23 protein-coding genes are annotated in these 19684 nt (G+C 67.7%); all 23 read left to right on the top strand.

Annotated elements, in window-relative coordinates:
- Positions 1 to 166 precede the first annotated feature (166 nt).
- The 23 genes from ASE50_RS02605 (at position 167) to ASE50_RS02495 (ending at position 19683) form a co-directional block, all read left to right on the top strand.
- Positions 167 to 1111, top strand: coding sequence for a hypothetical protein (locus tag ASE50_RS02605; RefSeq protein WP_056395086.1), 945 nt, complete (start codon positions 167 to 169; stop codon positions 1109 to 1111).
- 27 nt (positions 1112 to 1138) lie between these two features.
- Entirely contained in the window at positions 1139 to 1483 is a 345-nt protein-coding gene (locus tag ASE50_RS02600; RefSeq protein ID WP_056395085.1) for a capsid cement protein, read from the top strand.
- Between the two features lie 36 nt (positions 1484 to 1519).
- Positions 1520 to 2443 carry a hypothetical protein gene (locus ASE50_RS02595; protein WP_056395083.1) on the top strand — a complete coding sequence of 308 codons (924 nt, stop codon included), beginning with the start codon at positions 1520 to 1522 and terminating at the stop codon, positions 2441 to 2443.
- A gap of 49 nt (positions 2444 to 2492) precedes the next feature.
- Positions 2493 to 3254 carry a hypothetical protein gene (locus tag ASE50_RS02590; protein ID WP_056395082.1) on the top strand — a complete coding sequence of 254 codons (762 nt, stop codon included), beginning with the start codon at positions 2493 to 2495 and terminating at the stop codon, positions 3252 to 3254.
- On the top strand, positions 3251 to 3433 hold the full coding sequence (locus ASE50_RS02585) for a hypothetical protein (RefSeq protein ID WP_056395079.1): 183 nt from the start codon (positions 3251 to 3253) through the stop codon (positions 3431 to 3433). The genes ASE50_RS02590 and ASE50_RS02585 overlap by 4 nt, the downstream gene beginning before the upstream one ends.
- Entirely contained in the window at positions 3430 to 4158 is a 729-nt protein-coding gene (locus ASE50_RS02580) for a DUF1320 domain-containing protein (protein ID WP_056395076.1), read from the top strand. The genes ASE50_RS02585 and ASE50_RS02580 overlap by 4 nt, the downstream gene beginning before the upstream one ends.
- Positions 4158 to 4703 (top strand): phage virion morphogenesis protein, encoded by a 546-nt coding sequence (locus ASE50_RS02575; RefSeq protein ID WP_056395074.1) that lies wholly within the window; start codon positions 4158 to 4160, stop codon positions 4701 to 4703. Before ASE50_RS02580 ends, ASE50_RS02575 begins: the two co-directional genes overlap by 1 nt.
- Positions 4700 to 5122 (top strand): hypothetical protein, encoded by a 423-nt coding sequence (locus ASE50_RS02570; RefSeq protein ID WP_056395073.1) that lies wholly within the window; start codon positions 4700 to 4702, stop codon positions 5120 to 5122. Before ASE50_RS02575 ends, ASE50_RS02570 begins: the two co-directional genes overlap by 4 nt.
- Before the next feature lie 3 nt (positions 5123 to 5125).
- Positions 5126 to 5341, top strand: coding sequence for a hypothetical protein (locus tag ASE50_RS02565; protein WP_056395071.1), 216 nt, complete (start codon positions 5126 to 5128; stop codon positions 5339 to 5341).
- Positions 5341 to 6273 (top strand): hypothetical protein, encoded by a 933-nt coding sequence (locus ASE50_RS02560; RefSeq protein ID WP_056395069.1) that lies wholly within the window; start codon positions 5341 to 5343, stop codon positions 6271 to 6273. Before ASE50_RS02565 ends, ASE50_RS02560 begins: the two co-directional genes overlap by 1 nt.
- Positions 6274 to 6284: 11 nt before the next feature.
- Positions 6285 to 6746, top strand: coding sequence for a hypothetical protein (locus tag ASE50_RS02555; RefSeq protein ID WP_056395067.1), 462 nt, complete (start codon positions 6285 to 6287; stop codon positions 6744 to 6746).
- A gap of 80 nt (positions 6747 to 6826) precedes the next feature.
- Positions 6827 to 7081 (top strand): DUF1799 domain-containing protein, encoded by a 255-nt coding sequence (locus ASE50_RS02550; RefSeq protein WP_056395065.1) that lies wholly within the window; start codon positions 6827 to 6829, stop codon positions 7079 to 7081.
- Entirely contained in the window at positions 7078 to 10779 is a 3702-nt protein-coding gene (locus tag ASE50_RS02545) for a hypothetical protein (RefSeq protein WP_056395063.1), read from the top strand. Before ASE50_RS02550 ends, ASE50_RS02545 begins: the two co-directional genes overlap by 4 nt.
- Positions 10779 to 15734 (top strand): hypothetical protein, encoded by a 4956-nt coding sequence (locus ASE50_RS02540; protein WP_056395061.1) that lies wholly within the window; start codon positions 10779 to 10781, stop codon positions 15732 to 15734. Before ASE50_RS02545 ends, ASE50_RS02540 begins: the two co-directional genes overlap by 1 nt.
- Positions 15734 to 16165, top strand: coding sequence for a hypothetical protein (locus tag ASE50_RS02535; RefSeq protein ID WP_056395059.1), 432 nt, complete (start codon positions 15734 to 15736; stop codon positions 16163 to 16165). Before ASE50_RS02540 ends, ASE50_RS02535 begins: the two co-directional genes overlap by 1 nt.
- Positions 16165 to 16626, top strand: coding sequence for a hypothetical protein (locus ASE50_RS02530; RefSeq protein WP_056395057.1), 462 nt, complete (start codon positions 16165 to 16167; stop codon positions 16624 to 16626). Before ASE50_RS02535 ends, ASE50_RS02530 begins: the two co-directional genes overlap by 1 nt.
- 2 nt (positions 16627 to 16628) lie before the next feature.
- A complete protein-coding gene (locus ASE50_RS02525; protein ID WP_056395055.1) occupies positions 16629 to 16985 on the top strand; it encodes a hypothetical protein in 357 nt (118 codons plus the stop codon).
- On the top strand, positions 16985 to 17746 hold the full coding sequence (locus ASE50_RS02520) for a hypothetical protein (RefSeq protein WP_056395054.1): 762 nt from the start codon (positions 16985 to 16987) through the stop codon (positions 17744 to 17746). Before ASE50_RS02525 ends, ASE50_RS02520 begins: the two co-directional genes overlap by 1 nt.
- A 53-nt stretch (positions 17747 to 17799) precedes the next feature.
- Complete coding sequence (locus tag ASE50_RS02515; protein ID WP_056395052.1) at positions 17800 to 18372, top strand: glycoside hydrolase family 108 protein; 573 nt, start codon at positions 17800 to 17802, stop codon at positions 18370 to 18372.
- Positions 18369 to 18794: a hypothetical protein gene (locus ASE50_RS02510; RefSeq protein WP_056395050.1), complete on the top strand. Its 426-nt coding sequence runs from the start codon at positions 18369 to 18371 to the stop codon at positions 18792 to 18794. Before ASE50_RS02515 ends, ASE50_RS02510 begins: the two co-directional genes overlap by 4 nt.
- The gene (locus ASE50_RS02505) at positions 18794 to 19147 is read left to right on the top strand and encodes a hypothetical protein (RefSeq protein ID WP_056395047.1); all 354 of its coding nucleotides are present in this window, start codon (positions 18794 to 18796) and stop codon (positions 19145 to 19147) included. Before ASE50_RS02510 ends, ASE50_RS02505 begins: the two co-directional genes overlap by 1 nt.
- A complete protein-coding gene (locus tag ASE50_RS02500; protein ID WP_056395045.1) occupies positions 19144 to 19353 on the top strand; it encodes a hypothetical protein in 210 nt (69 codons plus the stop codon). Before ASE50_RS02505 ends, ASE50_RS02500 begins: the two co-directional genes overlap by 4 nt.
- Positions 19354 to 19356: 3 nt before the next feature.
- The gene (locus ASE50_RS02495) at positions 19357 to 19683 is read left to right on the top strand and encodes a hypothetical protein (RefSeq protein WP_235512101.1); all 327 of its coding nucleotides are present in this window, start codon (positions 19357 to 19359) and stop codon (positions 19681 to 19683) included.
- Position 19684: the final 1 nt, after the last annotated feature.

Here is a 19684-nt window from a genome sequence, read left to right as displayed (position 1 = left end):
AATCGCGCTGTGCGGGCCGCCCATGGCGATTCAGACGCCATTCCATAACCGATAGCCGCCGGGGTTGCGCGCCGACCGGTGATCGGCCAGTAAAAGGGAGTTCGCCGATCCTGCCCTATGCCGGCGCAGGACATATCCGGTCCGCCGCTCCGGTAGGACGGTCGGCATGGCAACCCCACCCGACATCGCGATCCTGCGGCCCGGCACCTACACCGACATCAACGGCGTCGTCGTGTCCTTCGGCCGGGCGGAAATGGAGCAGATCGTCGCGTCCTATGACGCGGCCAATCCCGCGCCTTTAGTGATCGGCCACCCCAAGACCGACGATCCCGCCTGGGGTTGGGTCGGCGGGGTGCGGATTGATGGCGACACGCTGGTCGTCGCCCCGGCCGATGTCGAGCCGGCCTTTGCCGAGACGGTCCGCGCCGGCCGCTACCGCAAGATTTCGCCCAGCTTCTACCCGCCCAACAATCCCGCGAACCCGACCCCCGGCAAATGGAGCCTGAAGCATGTCGGGTTCCTCGGTGCCGCCGCGCCCTCGATCAAGGGGCTGGGCACCGTCGCTTTCTCCGACGCGGCCGACGCGTCGATCACGATCATTCCCCCGGAGACTATCATGGACCCCGACGCAGAAGTTGCGTTCGCCGAACGCGAGACCGCCCTGACCACTCGCGAAGCCGAACTGGCCGCCCGCGAAGCCGCTATCGCCGCCGCCGAGACCAGGGCGGTCCACGATGGCAACGTCGCCTTTGCCGAAGCGCTGGTGACCGCCGGCACGCTGGCGGCGGCCGGACAGGATTTGGTCGTCGGCCTGCTGGACACGCTGGCACCGCTGGCGGTGGTCAGCTTCGGCGAGGCCAATGGCGAACTGACGCCCGCCGATGCCTTCAAAAAGCTGTTCGACGGCGTGCAGCCGGTGGTCAGTTTCGGCGAACACGCCCCGGCCGATCGGGACGCCGACGATGCCCCGATCAGCTTCTCGGCCCCGCCGGGCTATTCGGTCGACGACGGACAGGCACGGCTGCACGCCCGCGCCAAGGTCATTCAGGCGACCGACGGCGGCGCATTCTGGCCCGCTTTCCAGAAGGCCCGCGCCGAAGCGGCGGCCTGATCCCCTTCGTACCCGACAGGACATCCCATGCAGAAAATTCCCGTTCTCACCCTGACGGTCACTTCGGCCGTGGCGCTCGTCGCCAACCGTTTCGTTACGCTCGACGGCAACGTCCCGGCCGCCGGTGGCAAGGCGTTCGGCGTGGCCGATCAGCCCGCCAGTGGTCCCGGCAAGCTGGTCCCGGTCGATGTCATCGGCACCACCAAGCTGGAGGCCGGCGCGGCGTTCGCCGCCGATGCGGTCCTGAAGACCGACGCGCTGGGACGCGGCATCGCGCAGGGCGGGGCCGGTGAAGTCCTTGCCCGCGCGATCACCCCGTCGGGCGGCATCGGCGCGGTCGTCGAAGTCCTGCTGCTGCCCAGCCGCGTCTGATCCCCCGTACCCTGAAAGGCACCTACCGAAATGGCAATGTCCACCGACCAAGCACGGGTCGTCGATCCGATCCTGACCGAACACGCGCGCGGCTATTCGAACGGCGATTTCATCGGCGGCCGGCTGTTCCCGACCGTCGACATGCCGACCCGCGCCGCCAAGCGGATCGAGTTCGGCCGCGAATCCTTTCGCCGCTATCGCACGATCCGCGCGCCCGGCGCGGCGATCGGCCAGATCAGCTTCGGCTATGAAGGCAAGCCGGTGTCGCTGGTCCAGCACGCGCTGTCGGCCAAGACCCCGATCGAGCATCAGGACGAGGCCAGCGAAGTCCCGCACATCGATATCCAGCGCGAGAATGTCGATCTGGTCCTGTACGTGATTGCGCAGGAAAAGGAGATCGCGCAGGCGACGCAGGCCCGCAACCCGGCGCTCTACGCCAACACGAACAAGATCGCGCTGGTCGGTGACGACCGGTGGATCGATCCCGACAGCGACCCGCTGGCGATGGTGTCGGACTATAAGGAAGTCGTTCGCCGCCGGACCGGTCGCCGGCCGAACACGCTGGCGCTGGGCGCGGTCGCCGCCGCCGGGCTGAAGCGGCACCCCAAACTGCGCGAGCATTACAAGCATACGACCAGTTCGGCGATCACCACCGAAATGCTGCGCGCCTATTTCGAACTGGACGACATCGCGATCGGCGACGCGATCTATGACGACGACAACGGCAACGCCGTCGACGTCTGGGGCGGCGACGCGATCCTCGCGTTCGTGCCGCCGGTCGGTGCCCGCAACATGCGCCTGCCGGGCTATGGCTACACCTATCAGCTTCGCAACCACCCGGTCGTCGAACAGCCGCATTGGGACCGGTCGGTCCGGTCGTGGCTGAACGACGTGTTCGACGAATATTCGGCGGAACTGGTCGGCCCCGATGCGGGCGTCCTGTTCCAGAACGCGGGTTGATTGGTCGCCGGGCGGCGACCCCGCCCGGCGGCCTTGCATGGAGGTTGCAATGCAGATGTACGAACTCCTGACCCCGCTGCGGCGGGGCGGCGGCGAGCCGATCCCGGTCGGCACGGTCGTTCCGCTGTCGTGGGACGATGGCGAGGCATTGATGCGGCTGGGTGCGGCGATCCCGGCCGAAGCCGCCGAGATCGCGCCGGCATCGACCGACGTCGATCGCGAAGCGCGTCGCCAAGACCTGCTGGGTCAACTTGCCGATGTGTCCGGTGTCGACGCCGGCCTGATGGTCGTGGTCGCCCCCAGTTCGGAAGGCGATTACATCATGAAGGTCGGACCGGGCGGCGTGAGCGCAATCCAGCCGTTCCTCGACGTCGATCCGTTGGCCGACGCGGACGAAGCGACCATCCGCCGTCATCACCTCGACGCGCTGCGTGACCTCGACGACCTGACCTATCTCGTGTTCAGCGACAGCGCGGCCGCCGAACTGGGCGGGCTGGTGTTGCTGTCGCCGGATGAGGAAAGCGGCATCGTCACGTCGGTGACCGCCCGGTCGGTCGCGACGGTCGGGATGGACGTCACGGACCAGTTGCTAGTGGGCACCGGCGAGGGGTTCCAATTGGAAGGCGCGACCGATGGCGACGGCCAAGCCGTGCCGCCGGTCGTGATCGTCCCTGCCGATGACGACGTACTGGCAACCATGACCAAGGGGCAATTGCTCGCCGAGGCGGCGCGCGTGTCGGCGACTTTCGACACCGGCATGACCAAGCCCGAACTGGTCGAAGCCATCCGCGCCAAGCGAATCGTCGAATGACGCCGCTGTCGTGGTGGCTGATTCATGCGCTGGCGGCGCTGTTGTTCCTGTGGGGCGGCGGCGCGGTCGCGTGGTTCGGCGCTGAACGCTTGCAGCCGCGCCGGACCATCGTTGGCGTCTATGTCTGGCGCGCGCTGTTCTGGCCGCGCTTCATCCGTTGGCGTGGGCGGCACGAATGATCGTCCAGTTGAAGCAACCGGCGGAAACGCTGCACGTGTCGGTGCCGATCGCGTCGCCGGTCCGGCTGGTGTCCAGCCGCGTCGTCGCACGCGGACTGGTGCCCGGTGCGGTGGCGCTGGCGATCGTGGCGACGATCGTCGCCGGTCCGGTCGGCGGGATCGACCTCGGCCTGTCGGGAGGCAGCGACGGCGAACGCTACCTCGCCACGGTCGTCGTCGAGGCGGCGGGCGGCGGGATGGTCGAACGCGAGGTCGAGATCGCGGTCGTCGATGGCGCTTGGGCGATGCCGGATGGCGGCGTGCCCTATGTGTCGATCGCCGCGTTCGTCGAATCGATCGGTTTCGACGAGGTGCTGGCACAGACCGACGACGGCACCGGCCGCATCGATCGCGGGTTGCTGGTCCGCGCACTGGTCGCGGCGCAGGCAGAAGTCGACGCCCATCTGGCGGAACGCTACGCCCTGCCGATCGCGTCGCCGGTCCCGCCGCTGGTGCTGACCGCATTGACCGATCGTGCCCGCGCCCGGCTGTATCCACGCGGTGCGCCCGAAGGCATCGCCGATGCCGGCAAGGCGGCGCTCAAGACGCTCGAACGCATCCAGTCGGGCGGATTGCGGCTGGGCGTGCCGGCCGCGTCGATGCCCCCGGCCGCCGAAGTCACCGACGCGCCGGTCGTGTTCGTCGCCGGCCGCCGTGCCTATCCCGATGGGCTGGCCGATTACTGATGACCGACGGGATCGCGATCGACATCACGATCCGCGAGGACGTGACCGCCGCGATCGGGCGGCTGGTCGCGGCCGGCGGCGACCTGTCGCCGGTGATGGGCGATATCGCCGGCCACCTTGCCGACACGACGCGCGAACGGTTCGAGACGTCGACCGACCCGGACGGCGTGCCGTGGAAGCCGTCGCGCCGGGTGCTGGGGCTGGACGGTAGCCGCGAAGGCCATGGCCCGTTCCAGTTGAGCGGCAAGACCCTGGTCCTGTCGGGCGACCTGATGAATTCGATCGTCGAGAATTGGGGCAAGGACTTTGCCGAGGCCGGCCCGGAAAAATCGGGGGGTGCCGGTGTCTATGCCCGCATCCATCAGGAAGGCGGCACGATCACCCCGAAGAACGGCAAGGCGCTGTCGTTCGGCGGGCGGATGCTCGCGTCGGTCACCATCCCGGCGCGGCGCTATCTCGGCTTCAACGACACGAACGCCGACTATGTCGTCGGCGCGATCGGCGACCACCTCGTCGCCAGCTTTGCCGAGGTGCCGGCCGCATGATGCTTGCCCTGACCCCGATCGTCGAGCAGCTGCGCGGTGCCGGCTATCGTAACGTCGCCGGCCTGCTGGAATTCGCGGTGCAGCGCGAGACCCCGCGCGCGCTGCCCGCGCTGTTCGTGGTGCCGATGGCCGACGGCGCGCGGCCGAACGAACTGGCGACCGGCGGGCATTCGCAGAAGCTGACCGCCGGTTGGTCGGTGTTCCTCGTCCTCGACAGTGCGCGCCGCGATCGGGATGCGATTGCCGAGGACCTGCAACGCGAATGCACGACGATCGTCACCGCGCTGGCGGGTTGGACGCATCCGGGGGGAACCGGCCCTGTCGACTATGACGGCGGTCGGCTGGCCTCTGCCGACGCGGGGACAATCGTCTGGCAGCTTCGGTTTACGTCGCCCTATCGTTTTCGAAAGGCAAGCTGACCCATGGCACGTCGCCCCGCCGGCACCAATACAGCCGGCACCACCCAAGCCGAACCGACCCGGTCGCCGCCGACCGACGACGCCGGCCGCCCGGTCGACGGCTTCGGCCTGCCGCTGAACGGCCCCGCGCGCATCGCCGCCCTAGCCGGCAACCCCGACCCGCGCGACGCCGTCGAAGTCGACGTTCCGCCTGCCGACGCCGCCGAGGATGCCGACTGATGTACAAGGTCTTTCACGCCAAGAAGGAGGCGACGTCGGGGACCGACGCCGCGCCAACCGCCGCCGCCAACGCGGTACTGACCCGCAATTTGCAGGGCCGCCCGATCGAGGTCGACCGGATCGAACGCAACCGTGACCGCGTCGTGCGCGGCCGGTCGAAGGACGCGCCCAGCAACGCGCGCCAGACGATCACCTATGATCTGGAAATCGCCGGATCGGGTGCCGCCGGCACCGCGCCCGCGTGGATGGAACATCTGGAAGCGTGCGGGATGGCCGCGCCGGTCGTCACCGCCGGGGCGTCGGCCGAACAGCGCTTTGCTGCGACCAATGCCGCGCTGTCGTCGCTGACCGCCTATCACTGGATCAACGGACAGCGGCGGCGCGGCGTCGGCGGCCGGGGCAGCTTCAATTTCGATTTCACCGCCGGTCGCGATCCGGTCTTCTCGATCGCGCTGACCCTGCTGCTGCATTCGGCCGGCGCGGTCGACGACGTCGCGCCGGGTGCCGGCACCGACCTTTCCCGCTGGATCGATCCGCTGGAGGTCAACGACGCCAACACCGATTTCCTGCTCGGCGGCTATGCGCTGAAACTCCAGTCGATGACCGGCCAGTCGGGATCGCAGGTGTCGGTCCGCAATCTGGTCAACCAACGCTACGTCAAGATCAGCGATCAGGCGATCACCGGCACCATCATGGGCAAATGCCCGACGATCGCCGAAAAGAACTATTTCGCGTCGTTGCTGTCGGGCGCGGAAATCCCGTTCGTCCTGACCCACGGCGTCACGGCCGGCAATATCGTCGAGATGAAGTCCGACCGGTTGCAGGTCACGTCGATCGAGACGCCGGAGGATCAGGACGAACTGATGATTTCGATCGGGTTCGCCCTGAACGTCGGCACGGTGCCCGACGACCTCATCATCACCGCCAAGTAAGGGCCGCGCATATGGGATATCGCATCGTCAAGCGCGCGCAGGCGTGGTGGCCGGTCGAATGGGACGGCGTCACCGACGACGGGACGATCGTCACCAACCGCATCGAACTGCGCTTCTATCTGCTGAAGGTCGACGCCGGCATGGCGTTCATCCGCGACGTCAACGACGCGCAGGATCGCGAAGCGGAGGAAGGTGTCGACCATTCGGCGCTCTACGCCGGGCTGGTCCAACGCATCGCCAGTGACTGGCGCGGGGTCGAGGCGGAAAATGGCGAGCCGCTTCGCTGGGACGGGCGCGGTCTGGAAGCCATCGCCGCCGCCGGTCGCGATGGTGCGACCGTCGCCGATATCGACGCCGGCCGGCCGGGGCCGAACCTGTGCCTGTTGCTGAACGAACCGGGGCTGTTCACCGCGATCATCCACGCGTTTCGCGCCTGCCTCGGCGCGCGCAAGGATATCCGCGCGGGAAACTGATCGCCGTCGCGACCGCGTGGGCAAAAGGTCGCGACGCGGCGGCATCGTCCGACCCGGCCACCGATGCCGCCGCCGATGCCTTGGCCGCCCGCGCTGCCCGTCGCGAGAACCGCGAGCGCGGCGCGGAAATCGGACCGGACGAAACCGACGCCGTCGCGCTGTTCCACGCCCTGTCGTCGCAGTGGCGGGTCCATCCGATGGGCGGGCGCATGGGCTTTGAATATGCGGCGATCGGTCCGACCGCCGCGCTGATGGGGATCGAAATGACGGCGGCGACCTTTGCCGATCTGCGGGTGATGGAGGGCGCGGCGCTGGCCGCGTTCCCGCGTCCGTGAGCGCCGCCCGCGATCTGGTCGTCAAGGTTCGCCTGATGGCCGACGGATCGGGACTGGTCGGGCAGACCCGCCCGGCCGTCGCCGCGATCGACGACGTCAGGAACGCCACGACCGCCGCCGCCGCCGCCGCGCGCGGGATGGCCGGCGCAACCACTACCGCCGCGACCGCGACCAGTGGCGCGGCCAGTGCCGGCCGTCAGGCGGCGGCGGTCGCGGCGACGCTTGCCAACGAGACGCGTCAGGCCGGCGCGGCGTTCGGCACCATGGCAACGATCAGCGGCACCGCGCGCGCCTCGATGTCGAGCTACGGCGCGGCATCGCGCGAGGTGGGCGCGGCATCCGACGCGATGGCGACCGAACTGCGCCAGGCCAAGGCTGTCGTCGACCAGTTGCAGGGCGAAATGGCGACGCTGCGCACCGAAATCGACCGGCTGGCGAACGCGCAGCGCGGTGGCGGCAAGGCGGCGAACGACAATGCGAAGGCGATGGACGCCAACGCGCGGTCCGCCGGGCAGGTGAAGGCCGGCTATTTCTCGCTTGGCCAGAACATGCAGGATGTCGGCGTTCAGATGTCGATGGGCACCGACCTGATGCGAATCATGGCGATGCAGGGCGGACAGCTTGCCACTGCCGTCGACATGATCGGCGTGAAGGGTGCTGGCGGCCGTCTGGCCGCGTTCCTCGCCGGGCCGTACGGCGCGGTCGTCCTGACCGCGACGGCCATTCTCGGGCCGATGATCGTCGAGCTCGTCACCGCCAAGGAGGCGATGCAGAACGTCGAGATACAGGCGAACGCGCTGTCGTCGGCACAATCGGCGCTGGGCGAAATCTTCGACCTGACGACCGGCAAGCTGAAATCGCAGACGTCGGCGCTGGCGTCGCAGAACGAGCAGTTGCGGATCAACGCGAGGCTGACCGCCGTCAACCTGCGGGTCGAGGCGGCGGCCGAGGCCAAAAGTTCGAAGGAGGCGTTCGACAAGGCGGGCCAGCCCGGTGCGTTGCAGATCGGTCTGGGTGTCGCCAACGTCCTGACCGGCGGCAGCGCGCGGCAAAGCGTGTCGATGGCGTCGGGCAGCCGCGCGGTTCGCAACCTCGGCCGCCAGTTGCGCGATGCCGACAAGCTGACCGGTGCCGCCCGGACGAAGCGGTTCGAAGACCTGATCGACATCGCCGAAGATGTCGATTTCAAGGGGTCGGGCCTTTCCAAGGCAGACGTGCTGAAGGCGATCGGGGATCGCGCCTCGGCCCGGTCGAAAACCGACATCGCCGACCGGATCGACCGGTCGCTGGATAGCGGCGTCCTCGACACCGGTCTGCGGCAGGATGGCCGCGCCAAGACCCCGCCCAAACCGAAATCGACCGTTGCCAACGACGAATTCGGTCGCGACGCGGCGGACAGGATCGCCGGCATCGTCGGCCAGTTCGTCGACGCGCCCGACATCATCGAACGGACCAACGCCAAGGTCCGCGAACTGGACGACCTGATCGAGGACCTGCGCCGGCGCAAGCCGCCGGGGTTCGAGGATCTCGCCAAGTCGGCCGAGGCCGCGAAATCCGTCGTCCGCAACGGCCTGATCGCGACGATCGGCGACGCGTTCGACAAGCCGCGCACGCTGGGCGAAAAGGCATCGGCCGCGCTGTCCGACCTCGACACGGTGATCGCCGATTTGCGGACCAAGAAACCGGTCGACTGGGAACGGTCGGTCGCGGAGGCCGAGCGCGCCAAGGGCAAAATTGCCGACGCACTCCAAGAACCGTTCGTCCAGTGGCAGCAGCAGCAGGACGATGCGTCGCAGGTCCAGCAACTGTTGATCGCCGGCAAGGTCGACGAGGCCGAAGCGACCGCCGAAGTCCTGCGGCAGGCGCGACTGGTCGGTGCGTCCGCGTGGGACAATTACGACGCCATTCTTGCCGGGGTTCGTGCCCGCCGGGACGAAGCGGCGGCGCTCGATCGCGTCTATCGCCGGCAGGATATGTATCTGCAAAGCGTCCGCGACGTGCGCGGCGCGATCGAGGATGCGACGCAGGCGTGGGTGCGCGGCGATCTGCGCGAATTCGTCAAGACGCCGAAAAAGCTGTTCGAAGCGTACCAGCAGTTGAAGGGCCGCGAACTGTTCGAGGGGCTGTTCGGTGATGCGTTCGCGCAGCTCGAGCGCGCGTTGACCGAAGGGCCGGTCGAAAAGGCTTCCCGCCGGATGGCCGGCGAGATGGACGGCGCGACCGCCGCCGTCCGCCGTTTCACCAATGCCGCCAATGGCAGCGCGACCGAAATCATGACGGGCCAGCCGGCGGACACCGGCGAAACGGTCATCACCGGCAAGCCGCCGGAGAAGATCACCGCCGACAGCGTCATGCGCGACAGCCTGACCAAGATCGCGACGGAGGTCACCGGCATATTCACATCGAAAGAAACGGCGCAGAAGATCGGTAGCAAGATCGGCGAATATGGCGGCAAGGCGATGGCCGGTGTCGCGACCGGTTCCCAGATCGCGGGTTTCGCGCAGATGCTGGGCATGGGCAAGTCGTTCAGCGGGACCGGCGCACAGATCGGCGGTGCGATCGGCAGTTTCCTGCCCATTCCCGGTGGCAAGATCATCGGGTCGATCGCTGGCGGCCTGATCGGCGGCCTGGTCAAGGGGCCGACCCGTTCGGGCTATGCCGCGATCACCACCGACGCCGCCGGCAACGGCGCGTCGTCGGTCGCGGGCGGGCGCAATTCGGAAGGGCGCAAGAAAGACGCGCTGACCTATGCCGACGCGGTGCTGGACGGGTTGGACAAGATCGCTTCCGGACTGGGCGGTCGGTTGGGGTCGGGTCTCGACCTTGGCACGATCGGTAGCCAGGGCGACAAGTTCGTGTTCGATCCCGACGGCGCGGGCGCGCAGGCCGGGCAGAAGTTCGGCACGATCGAGGAAGCGGTCAGCGCCGCCATGTCGGCCGCGCTTGGCAAGGGCGCGGTCGAAGGGCTGTCCGACGCGGTGCGCAAGGCGCTGGGGTCCAGCACGGACATCGACAAGGCCGTTGCGGAGGCGTTGCAGGTCAAGCAGCTTGAAACGCTGATCGGTGGTGTCGGCGGTCAGTTGAACGCGATGTTCCGCGAATTCGACGGGGTCGCGGCCGAACGCGTGCGGTTGGCCAACACCTACGGCCTCGATTTGCTGGCGGTCGAAAAGAAGAATGCCGAGGAGCGCTCGAAGCTGGTCGAACAGACGCTGACCAGTCGGGTCGGGTCGCTCAAGCAACTGCTGAAGGACATGGAATATGGCGATATGTTCGAGGGGGATGCCTCGACCCGTCGCGCGCAAATCCTCGCCGAAATCACCGATGCCCGGCAGGATGCCGATGCGGGTGTCGACGGGGCGGGCGATCGTCTGGCCGAATTGTACCGGCTGCTGATCGAGACCAGCAAGGAAGCCTATGGCACGGCCGGTGGCGAATTATCGGCCGACCGGAAGTTGGCGGGCGACGGTGCGGCGGCAGTCATCAAGGCCGAGACCGACCGCATCAACGCCGCTTCGGTAGCACAGGCCAAGACGACCAGCGCCGTCGAAAGCGGGAATAAATTGCTGAACGAAATCTCGGACCAGCTTGCGGTGTCGAACGCCCGGTTGGGGCAGATCGCCGGTAGCGGCGGGACCGATATTGCGGATCGTCCGGTCGACTACAGCCTGACCCTGCGCCGATCGGAACTGATCTGATGGCGCTTACCGTCCTTGTCGAAGCCAGGCCGATGCGGGCCGACAGCGGCGTGCCGGTCGTCGTCCACCTCGCCGGGCTGGGGTCGCGTGCCTACACCCATGCCAATGTCCACGATTGGTGGGCCGGTGTCGTGGCCGCGCCGCGCTTTACCTCCCTTCTGGGTTTCGGGCAGCGCGGCTGGACCGGCGGCGCGATCCCGACGACCGGCGCGATTACGTTCTCACCGTCCGATCGCGCCCGGATCGATGCGCTGGCCGGGCTGGTCTGGACCGATGCCGAGATCACGATCTGGACGGGCGACGATGCGCTGGCCGATCCGGTCTGGACCACCGAACTGGCGGGGACCGTTGCCGGGGTGACGGTGCGGGATGGATCGATGACGATCACCGTGGCCGACCTGTCGAACCGGTTGAACGGCCCGATCGCTACCGGCCGGTTCGCCGGCAGCGGCGGGATCGAAGGCGGGGCCGAGGCGCGCGAGCGAATCAAGCGGCGCAGCTTCGGGGCGTGCTGGGGGGTAGAAGCGCGCCTGATCGACAAGGCGGCGAATATCTATGAGGTCGGCGATCCGGCACGACCACTGTCCGCCATCGATGCCGTCAAGGATCGCGGCCGGTCCGGCCCGCTGACCGTCGTCGGCTGGGCCGGCAGCATTGTCGCGACGTTCGAAGCGTTGAAGACGGCGGTTGCACCGCAAGATGGCGCGGCGGTCGCGCCGTCGATCGCCTGTCTCAAATGGTACACACAGCCGTCCGCGCCGCTGACCGTCGACCTGCGCGGCGAGATCGGCACCGACTATGTCGATACCGTTGCCGAGATCGCCGAGCGGATCGCGGCCGAAGCCGGCTTGCCGACGGTCGACGTTTCTGCGGCGACCGCGATCCGGCCGGGGCAGGCCGGGCTGCATGTGGACGGTGACGGCGAGACTTTCGCCCAGGCGCTCGACCGGCTGCTTTTGCGCGCGTCGCTGTTGTGGTTGCTGGAGCCGGCCGGCGCGGTGCGGCTCGCACCGATCGGCTATGCGACGGGTGCGCCGATCGTCGAGGCGATCGAGGCGGCGCGCGAAGCCAGCTACAAGCCGGTCACCCGTCTGGTGCTGGGCTATCGTCGAAATCACCGCGTGCACAACGACGGTGAGATTTCGGCGACGGTGCCGGAGGGTGGTGGTGGCACCTATGCCGACGGAACGCCGATCGAGGAACTGCGGCCGGCGCAACGCGGGGCGGACGTCACCGGCAACAACACCGCCGCCGCGCTGTTCGGGCAGGGCGCGCTGGCGACGAAGGACACGTTGGCGAACGGCGGTCCGCATCTGACCGGCTTCGGCGATCTCTCGCGCTTTTTCGGCATCCGGTTCGGCGGCGAGTCGGGGAATTTCGCCGGCCTTTACGGCGAGGACGGGACGATCACGACCGACGCCGGCTACCGGACCCTGCTAGGGACCGCTGCCGGCATCTTCGGACAAGGGCTGCTGGCGACCCTCAATTCGCTGGCGAACGGTAGCCCGTTTCTGACGGGCTTCGGCGCGCTGTCGCGGTTCACTGGCATCCGCTTCGGCGGCGAATCGAACGGTTTCGCCGGCTTCTTCGACGAGGTCGGCAATATCGCCACGGATAGCGGGTTCAAGACGGCGCTGGGCATCGCTTCCGCGATCTTCGGACAAGGCTGGGGCGCGACCGCCAGCGAGGATGCCGCCAGCAACGTACGCGTTGCTACCGGCGTCAATATGGTCATCGACAGCGGCTTCGCGCGCGGTTTGGACATGTTCGACTTCGTCTCTTACGTGGCGGGCACGACGTTCGGTCTCAATCTTGGGGCAACCGGCGAAGGATTTTGGGGAAAGCGACAAGTCGGCTATATCCGGGCACCGTCCCTGACCGTTGGTCAGGTGATGGACGTCGCCCCACTGGGCCGGTGGGGCCAGCGCGGAAACGTCGATAATATGCGCCGCTACCTACTGCCGGTGGCGGTTGGTGATCGGATCGCGGTCCGCGCGCTGGCCGCGCCGCATCGCTGCGACGCTACCTTGTTCCTGCTGGTGTTCGATCGCGACGGAACGCTGCTGTTCGCCCCGAGCGTTTCGTACGAAGCGGACACCGGCGGCGGGTGGCTGGGTGACGGGTTCCAAAGCCGGGAGATCATCTGGACCTGTGATCGCAGCGACGCGGCGTATGCCTGCATCATGTTGCGCGCCCACGCCACGACGCGCGATTGGCCCGATGCCCACCTGTTCTTCAGCGAACTTTGGCAGGGCAAGCTGGCGACCGGTCAGACGGTTCTGCCGCCCTATTCGCCCGGCCCGGCCGATGCGATGGCGGACCGCACCAAGGACAATACCGCGGCGGGCATTGCCGGTCAGTCGGCATGGGCGACGTGGTCGACGATCGCGCCGACGCTCATGGCTGCGCGGACGTCGAACCTTCAGGACGACGGCAACCTCCAGGCAGCGTTCGTATATCGGCCGGGGTTCGGCGCGATTGCGTCCTACTGGCCGCAGGAAGCTGGTGCGAACATCACTGAAGGGCGCACCGCCGCCGCACTGTTCGGACAGGGCGCACTGGCGACGAAGGATACGCTGGCGAACGGCGGTCCGCATCTGACCGGCTTCGGCGACCTCTCGCGCTTTTTCGGCATCCGGTTCGGCGGCGAGTCGGGCAATGTCGCCGGCTTCGTCGACGAAGTCGGCAATATCGCGACCGATAGCGGGTTCAAGACCGCGCTCGGCGTTGCATCCGGTATCTTCGGGCAAGGCGCGTTGGCGACGACCGACACGATCGGGTCGGACAGCCAGTTGAGCGGCCTGATCGGCCTTCGACTGCTGCCCTATGCCGGCGACGTGCGGTATCTCGCCGCCAGCCGGATGGCATGGGACGTCACCGGCGGCACGGTGCAGGATTTGAAGCCGGGCGAAGCTGGCGCGAACGTGACCGAGGCCCGCGTTGCCGCCGCGATCTTCGGGCAAGGCTGGGGCGCGACCGCGAGCGAGGCCGCCGCCAGCAACGTGCGCGTGGCGACCGGCGTCAATATGGTCATCGACAGCGGCTTCGCGCGCGGTTTGGACATGTTCGATTACGCCGGTGCAGCGCCGGGGCTGTCGCTGGGCCTGAATCTGTTTGACGCCGGGCCAGGCGGCTATTGGGGCAAACGTCAGGTTGCATATCTGCACGCGACCTCGTTGGCGATCGGTCAGGAAATGGATTTCGCGCCGCTCGGCAGGTGGGGGCAGCGCGGGAACCTCGAAAACATGCGCCGGTATTGCACGCCGATTGCACTCGGGGATCGCGTTGGTGTTCGCGCCCTGGCCGCTCCCCACCGCTGCGACGCGGCGCTGTTCTTGCTGGTATTCGATCGAGAGCAGAACCTGATCGTTGCGCACAGCAGTTCATACCCCACGAGCGTCGGCGGTGGTCTGAACGGCGAGAATATGCAGTCGCGCGAGATCATCTGGACGTGCGACTATCCCAATGCGGCCTATTTCTGCCTTATGGTCCGGGGTGAGGGCACGACCCAAGCATGGGATGACCCGTACCTTTTCATCAGCGAGCCGTGGCAGGGCAAGCTGGCGGCCGGACAGACGGTTCTGCCGCCCTACGCACCCGGCCCGGCCGACGCGATGGCGGACCGCACCAAGGACAATACCGCAGCGGGCATTGCCGGGCAGTCGGCATGGGCGACGTGGTCGACGATCGCGCCGACGCTTATGGCCGCGCGGACGTCGAACCTTCAGGACGACGGCAATATTCAAGCCGCTTATGTGTACCGACCGGGGTTCGGTGCGATCGCGTCGTACTGGCCGCAGGAGGCCGGTGCGAACGTCACGGAAGGTCGTACCGCCGCTGCCCTGTTCGGGCAGGGTGCGCTGGCGACGGCGAACACGATCGGAGGCGATAGCCAGCTTAGTGGCGAAGTCGCCCAGCGATTGGCCCCCTATGCCGGCGACGGTCGCTATCTCGCGGCCAGCCGGATGGCATGGGACGTAACGGGCGGGACCGTGCAGCAGCTGAAGCCGGGAGAGGCTGGCGCGAACGTCACGGAGGGACGCACCGCCGCCGGGTTCTACGGTCAGGGCACCTTCGCGACGCAAAGCCATCTGTCGCTGACCAACACCGCCTACTTCGCCGCCGATGGCCGGTTTGCGGCTGCGAGCTATGGCGCGCAGTGGTTCCAGGCGTCGAACGTCGCGTGGGGCTTCGGGACCGGCGGGACGGTGCAGGAATGGAAGCCGGGCGAGCCGGGGGCGAACGTCACCGAGACGCGCACGGCCGGCGGCATCGCGGGTCAAGGTGCGCTGGCGACGGCGAACACGATCGGCGGCGATAGCCAGCTTAGTGGCGAAGTGGCCCAGCGGTTGTCGCCCTATGCCTTTGACGGGCGGTATCTGGCCGCCAGCCGGATGGCGTGGGACGTCACCGGCGGGACCGTGCAGCAGTTGAAGCCGGGCGAGGCTGGCGCAAATGTCACCGAAACGCGCACGGCCGGCGCGATCGCGGGCCAGTCGTACCTCGCCACCAATTATCCGGCGCGGTTGGGGCCATCGCCGCAGCATGGTGACGGATACCTTGCGGCGGGTGCCGTGGCGTTTGCGGCCGGCGAGACGACCGAAAGCCTGCGCCCCGGCGAGGCTGGCGCGAACCGTACCGAAGCCCGGACCGCCGCCGCGATCAGCGGCCAGGGCGCGTTCGCCACCGCGCCGCAGATCGGGTCGTGGAACGTCGCCAGCTACTATAATTTTTCGGCGTTCAAGCTCGACTACTCGATCACCCGTTCGGACGGGGTCAGCGTCGTCACCGAGAACCTTGCGATCACCCAGTACGGCGTCGCGGCGGCAATCGCCGGACAGGGGTCGTTCGCGACCAAATCGCAGGCTGGTGCCGGCGACCTCGCGGCCGGATCGGTGCAGCGCATCGCCTACACCGTGCTGCCGCAGAACATCCAATGCGCGGTAGGTAACTGATGGCCCGCGAAGACATCTTCCTTCCCGATGATCCCGACGATCCCGGCGATGGCGGCGGCGGTGGTTATACCCCGCCGCCAGCGAGCAGCTATGGCACGCTGATCTTCAATCAGGCGATCAACAAGGTGGATGGCGACAGTGCCTTGGACATCACCTGTTATCTGAACCTCTATTCGACGGACGATCTTCGCTATTCGGCGTATCTCTTCATCGACGACGAGCTGATCCAGGTCGGCACCACGAACGCCGGCTATGACGGAAATCCAAGCCGGGCATCGGGGACGATGACTGTCGTTGCGATCCGCGAAGGCGTGTCGGCCGGTGCCCATACCGTGTCGCTGCGGATCAAGAACCGCGCATCCAACTACCCGCTCGACGTGCAGGCCGGCTCCCTCATCAAGGTGTGCGAGCTGCGGCAGGGTGCACGCTGATGCCGCCGATCTTTCCCAACCCGGTCAACCAGGAGAAGAACGTGACCGTCATTACCCCCATCGCCAGCATCACCGAAGCCAACCGCGCCGTCCGCCGTTATCTGGTCGTCGGCGAAGATACCTTGCCAGCCGACACGTTCGACAAGCTGGAGAAGCTGGCCGACTCCCCGTCGCCCGTCGACGTCATCGTCGGCGCTGCCGAATTGCTTTATGCCCGCCCGGTCGAACTGGACGACGCCGGCAAGGTGCTGGTGGCGCAGCTTGCCAGTTTCGCCGCAATCAATGGCTGGCACGGCCTTGCCACCGACAATCGCGGCGGACGCATCGCCCAGGCGATGGCGCGCGAACTGGGCGTCGAACCGCCGGCCGGCACCGACTGGCCCGTCGCCGACACGGACCCTACGCCAAAGCGCGAGATGGTCCGCAGCGACCCGGTCGACGAACCGGCGGCGGAAGGCTGACCATGACGGTCGACTCCGGTTTCGCGGCGGTCCTGCGCAGCGACGCGCTGTACCTTGGCCTTGCCACCGCATCCGCGCCCGCTTGGGCCGGGCGCGGCGTCGAGGTGAAAGCGATAACGCCGTTCGCCACCCGTGCGGCGGCGGAACCGGAGGCGTATCGGCTTGCCGATTTCCTCTATGGCCCGACGGTGCGCGATCAGGTCGTCGTGGCCGGCCAGCGTCGCGATCTGGTCGGCCGCGCCCGCCGCATCCGCATCGCAACCGGCGACCTTGGCTATGGCGAGCCGGTGCCCGTGTTCGTGATCGGCGCGGAGGAACGCGAAACCGATACCGTCCTGACGGTGCTGCGGAGGCTTTGATGGCCGACTATTCGCCTTGGCTGCTGCTGAACCCGTTGCCGCTGGCCTATGTCGGAGCGGCGGGCGCGACCGGCGGTGACCGGACGCTGTCGCCCGAGCCGAAGGAAGTCGCCGTGACCACCGGCGGCGAGACCTACATCATCTATCGCCCCCCGGCCGGTTCGTCGGTCGATACGGTCTTTCTGGGTTTCACCACGCCGCCGCCGGTCAACAGCTTGCAGGTGTGGAGTAACAAGGAAGGACGCGAGGCGATCTTCCTCGGGTTCCTCAATCCGGTCGCGCGTCCGGGCTGGACGCGCGGCCACGCGTTGCTTCACGTCGCCGCGCCGGTGCCGACCGATACGTTGACGTTGGTCAACGCCAGTCCGGGTAGCGTGCCGGCGGGGATTCAACTGGGCGTCTTCGCCGCCGGGCGGGCGTTTCGCAGCCAGCAGGGCTATGAATTCGGCCATGGTCGCGGAGTGATCGACACCGGCAGCGCCACGCGTCGACGCGATGGCGGCTTCGGTATCCAGCGCGGTGCGCGGGCAGCAACATGGAACTGGACGCTTGCCGAATTGTCGGTGGACGAAACCGACCGCTTGCACGATCTGCTCCTCGATATCGGCGAGAGCAAGACCGTGCTGGTATGCGAGGACGTCGCCGCTGCCGCGACCAACGCACGTGTTTTCCATTGGTCGTTGCTGCGATCGATCGAGCCTTACGTGCGCGATGAGGTCGCGCTGTCGCGCTGGGGTTTCCAGCTACAGGATTGGGCATGACCCGCTGCCGGCAAGGGGCAAGCGATGGTCTGACGAGCGCTACCCCTTCGCTTATGACACCGTTCGAATCATCCGTCGCCCACACCCTCGGCATCGAGGGCGGATACAGCGACCACCCGTCCGACCGGGGCGGGCGCACGAATTGGGGCATTACCGAAGCGGTCGCGCGGGAGGACGGCTTTGCGGGGCCGATGAAGGCGCTGCCCAAAGCGCGCGCGCTCGACATCTACCGCCGCCTTTACTGGGACCGGATCGGGCTGGACTGGATCGCGGCGGTCGACCCGTTGGTCGCGGCCGAATGCTTCGACACCGGCGTCAACATGGGCGTCGGCGTGCCGATCCGGTGGCTGCAACGGGTGCTGAACGCCCTGAACCGGCAAGCGCGCGACTATCCCGACCTGACCGTCGACGGGAATGCGGGACCGGCGACCGGTCGGGCGCTGCGGGCATTGCTGCGGCTGCGCGGGTGCCGGGGGCGCGACGTGGTGCTGGCGTATCTGAACGCCTTGCAAGGCGCGCGGTACATCGATCTGGCGGAAGGCCGCCTGGCGAATGAGGATTTCCTGTTCGGTTGGGCGGAACGCCTGATCGTCCCCGACAATGGCAAGCTGGAGGTAGCCGCATGACCCCGAACCTGCGCACCCATGGCCTGCCATCGGCAATCGCAGCCGGCACGCACCAGCCGGACGACGGCCTGCCCGAACCGACCGCTTTCGATCCGGTGGCGGCGGGTGTTCCCGAACTGGTCGCGCCGGTCCGCGACATCCTCGACCCGTTCGACGTCGGCGGCCTGTCGCCGCGCCTGGTCGCCGTCGCCCGCATGATCCGTCCGCTGTGCGTCGGTGCGCTGATGGCTATCCCGACGCTCGGCCCCGCCAGCGTCGGACTGGTCGCGATCGTCGCGCCCGACCGGGCGCTGGCGATGGCAGAGGCGTCGACCCGTTTCCTTGTCGGCATCCCCGGCGATATCGTCGCACTGATCGGCTTTCTGGCCGGCGGTTACGGGCTGGCTAAGACGATCGAAAAGCGTGTGGGAAAGGCGTCGTGATGCGTCGGCTGTTGTCGCTGCAAACCGCTTTCATCGTGCTTGCAGGCTGTCCGTTGGCCGCCGGGTGCGTCGGCGCGTCGTTCGAACCGGCGATCGGCGCGAGCGTATCGCGCCTCGATGCCGAAGGCGCGCTGTCGATCGAACTGGCGTATCAGGCGGCGGCGTTGGCGGTGGTGTCGCGGGTGGCCGACGATGCCGGTACGATCGATCTGACCGAGGTGAAGCGTTGCGGTCAGGTGGCGTTCGACTCGGTTCGGGACGTTCGCGCCGCGCTGCGGTCCGGCGACGCCATCGCCTATCGCAACGCCCAGCGTGCGGCTCGCCGCGCGATCGAGAAGTTGCTGGCGCTATGACCGGGGTCGACCTTCCCACGATTCTCCGTGCGATCCAGATCGTCGGGAAAGCCAGCGAGGCCGGACGGGCGCTGCTCGATGGGTTCAAAGCGATGGCCGATACAGCGACCCGCGAGGCGCTCGACCGGGAGTTTGCGTCGGCGTGTGAACGGTCGGACGCGTTGCATCGAGACGTTCAGGCAATGACTACGCGCTCGGATCGCTAATTTTTGTCCGAAATTTTTGTCCGGCTACAATTGAGCCGCGGTCCCGATGCGGCGACGCTGCTCGAACGGCGGTTGCGGATCGCGGCCGAGGCGGCGGGGGCCGTGGTCGCGGTGGGTGAAGCCGACTGGACGCGCTGGGCAAGCGCGACCTTTGTCGGGGCGCGGCATCGCCTGACGGTCAGCGGATCGGGGGGCGCGTTCGATGCGTGGCTGGCGGCGTTGCCCGAGGCGGACCTGCCGCTGCGCGGGCATCTGGTCGCCGATGTCGCGGTGGTGGCGCGGATGGGGGCAGATGTGGTGTTGGAGGTGCTGACGGTCGAGGAGCGGTGAC

Origin of the sequence: Sphingomonas sp. Leaf5 (assembly GCF_001421155.1) — a bacterium.
Lineage (GTDB): Bacteria > Pseudomonadota > Alphaproteobacteria > Sphingomonadales > Sphingomonadaceae > Sphingomonas.
The sequence above is the reverse complement of the archived record's forward strand: the minus strand, read 5'-3'. Positions and strand labels throughout refer to the sequence as shown.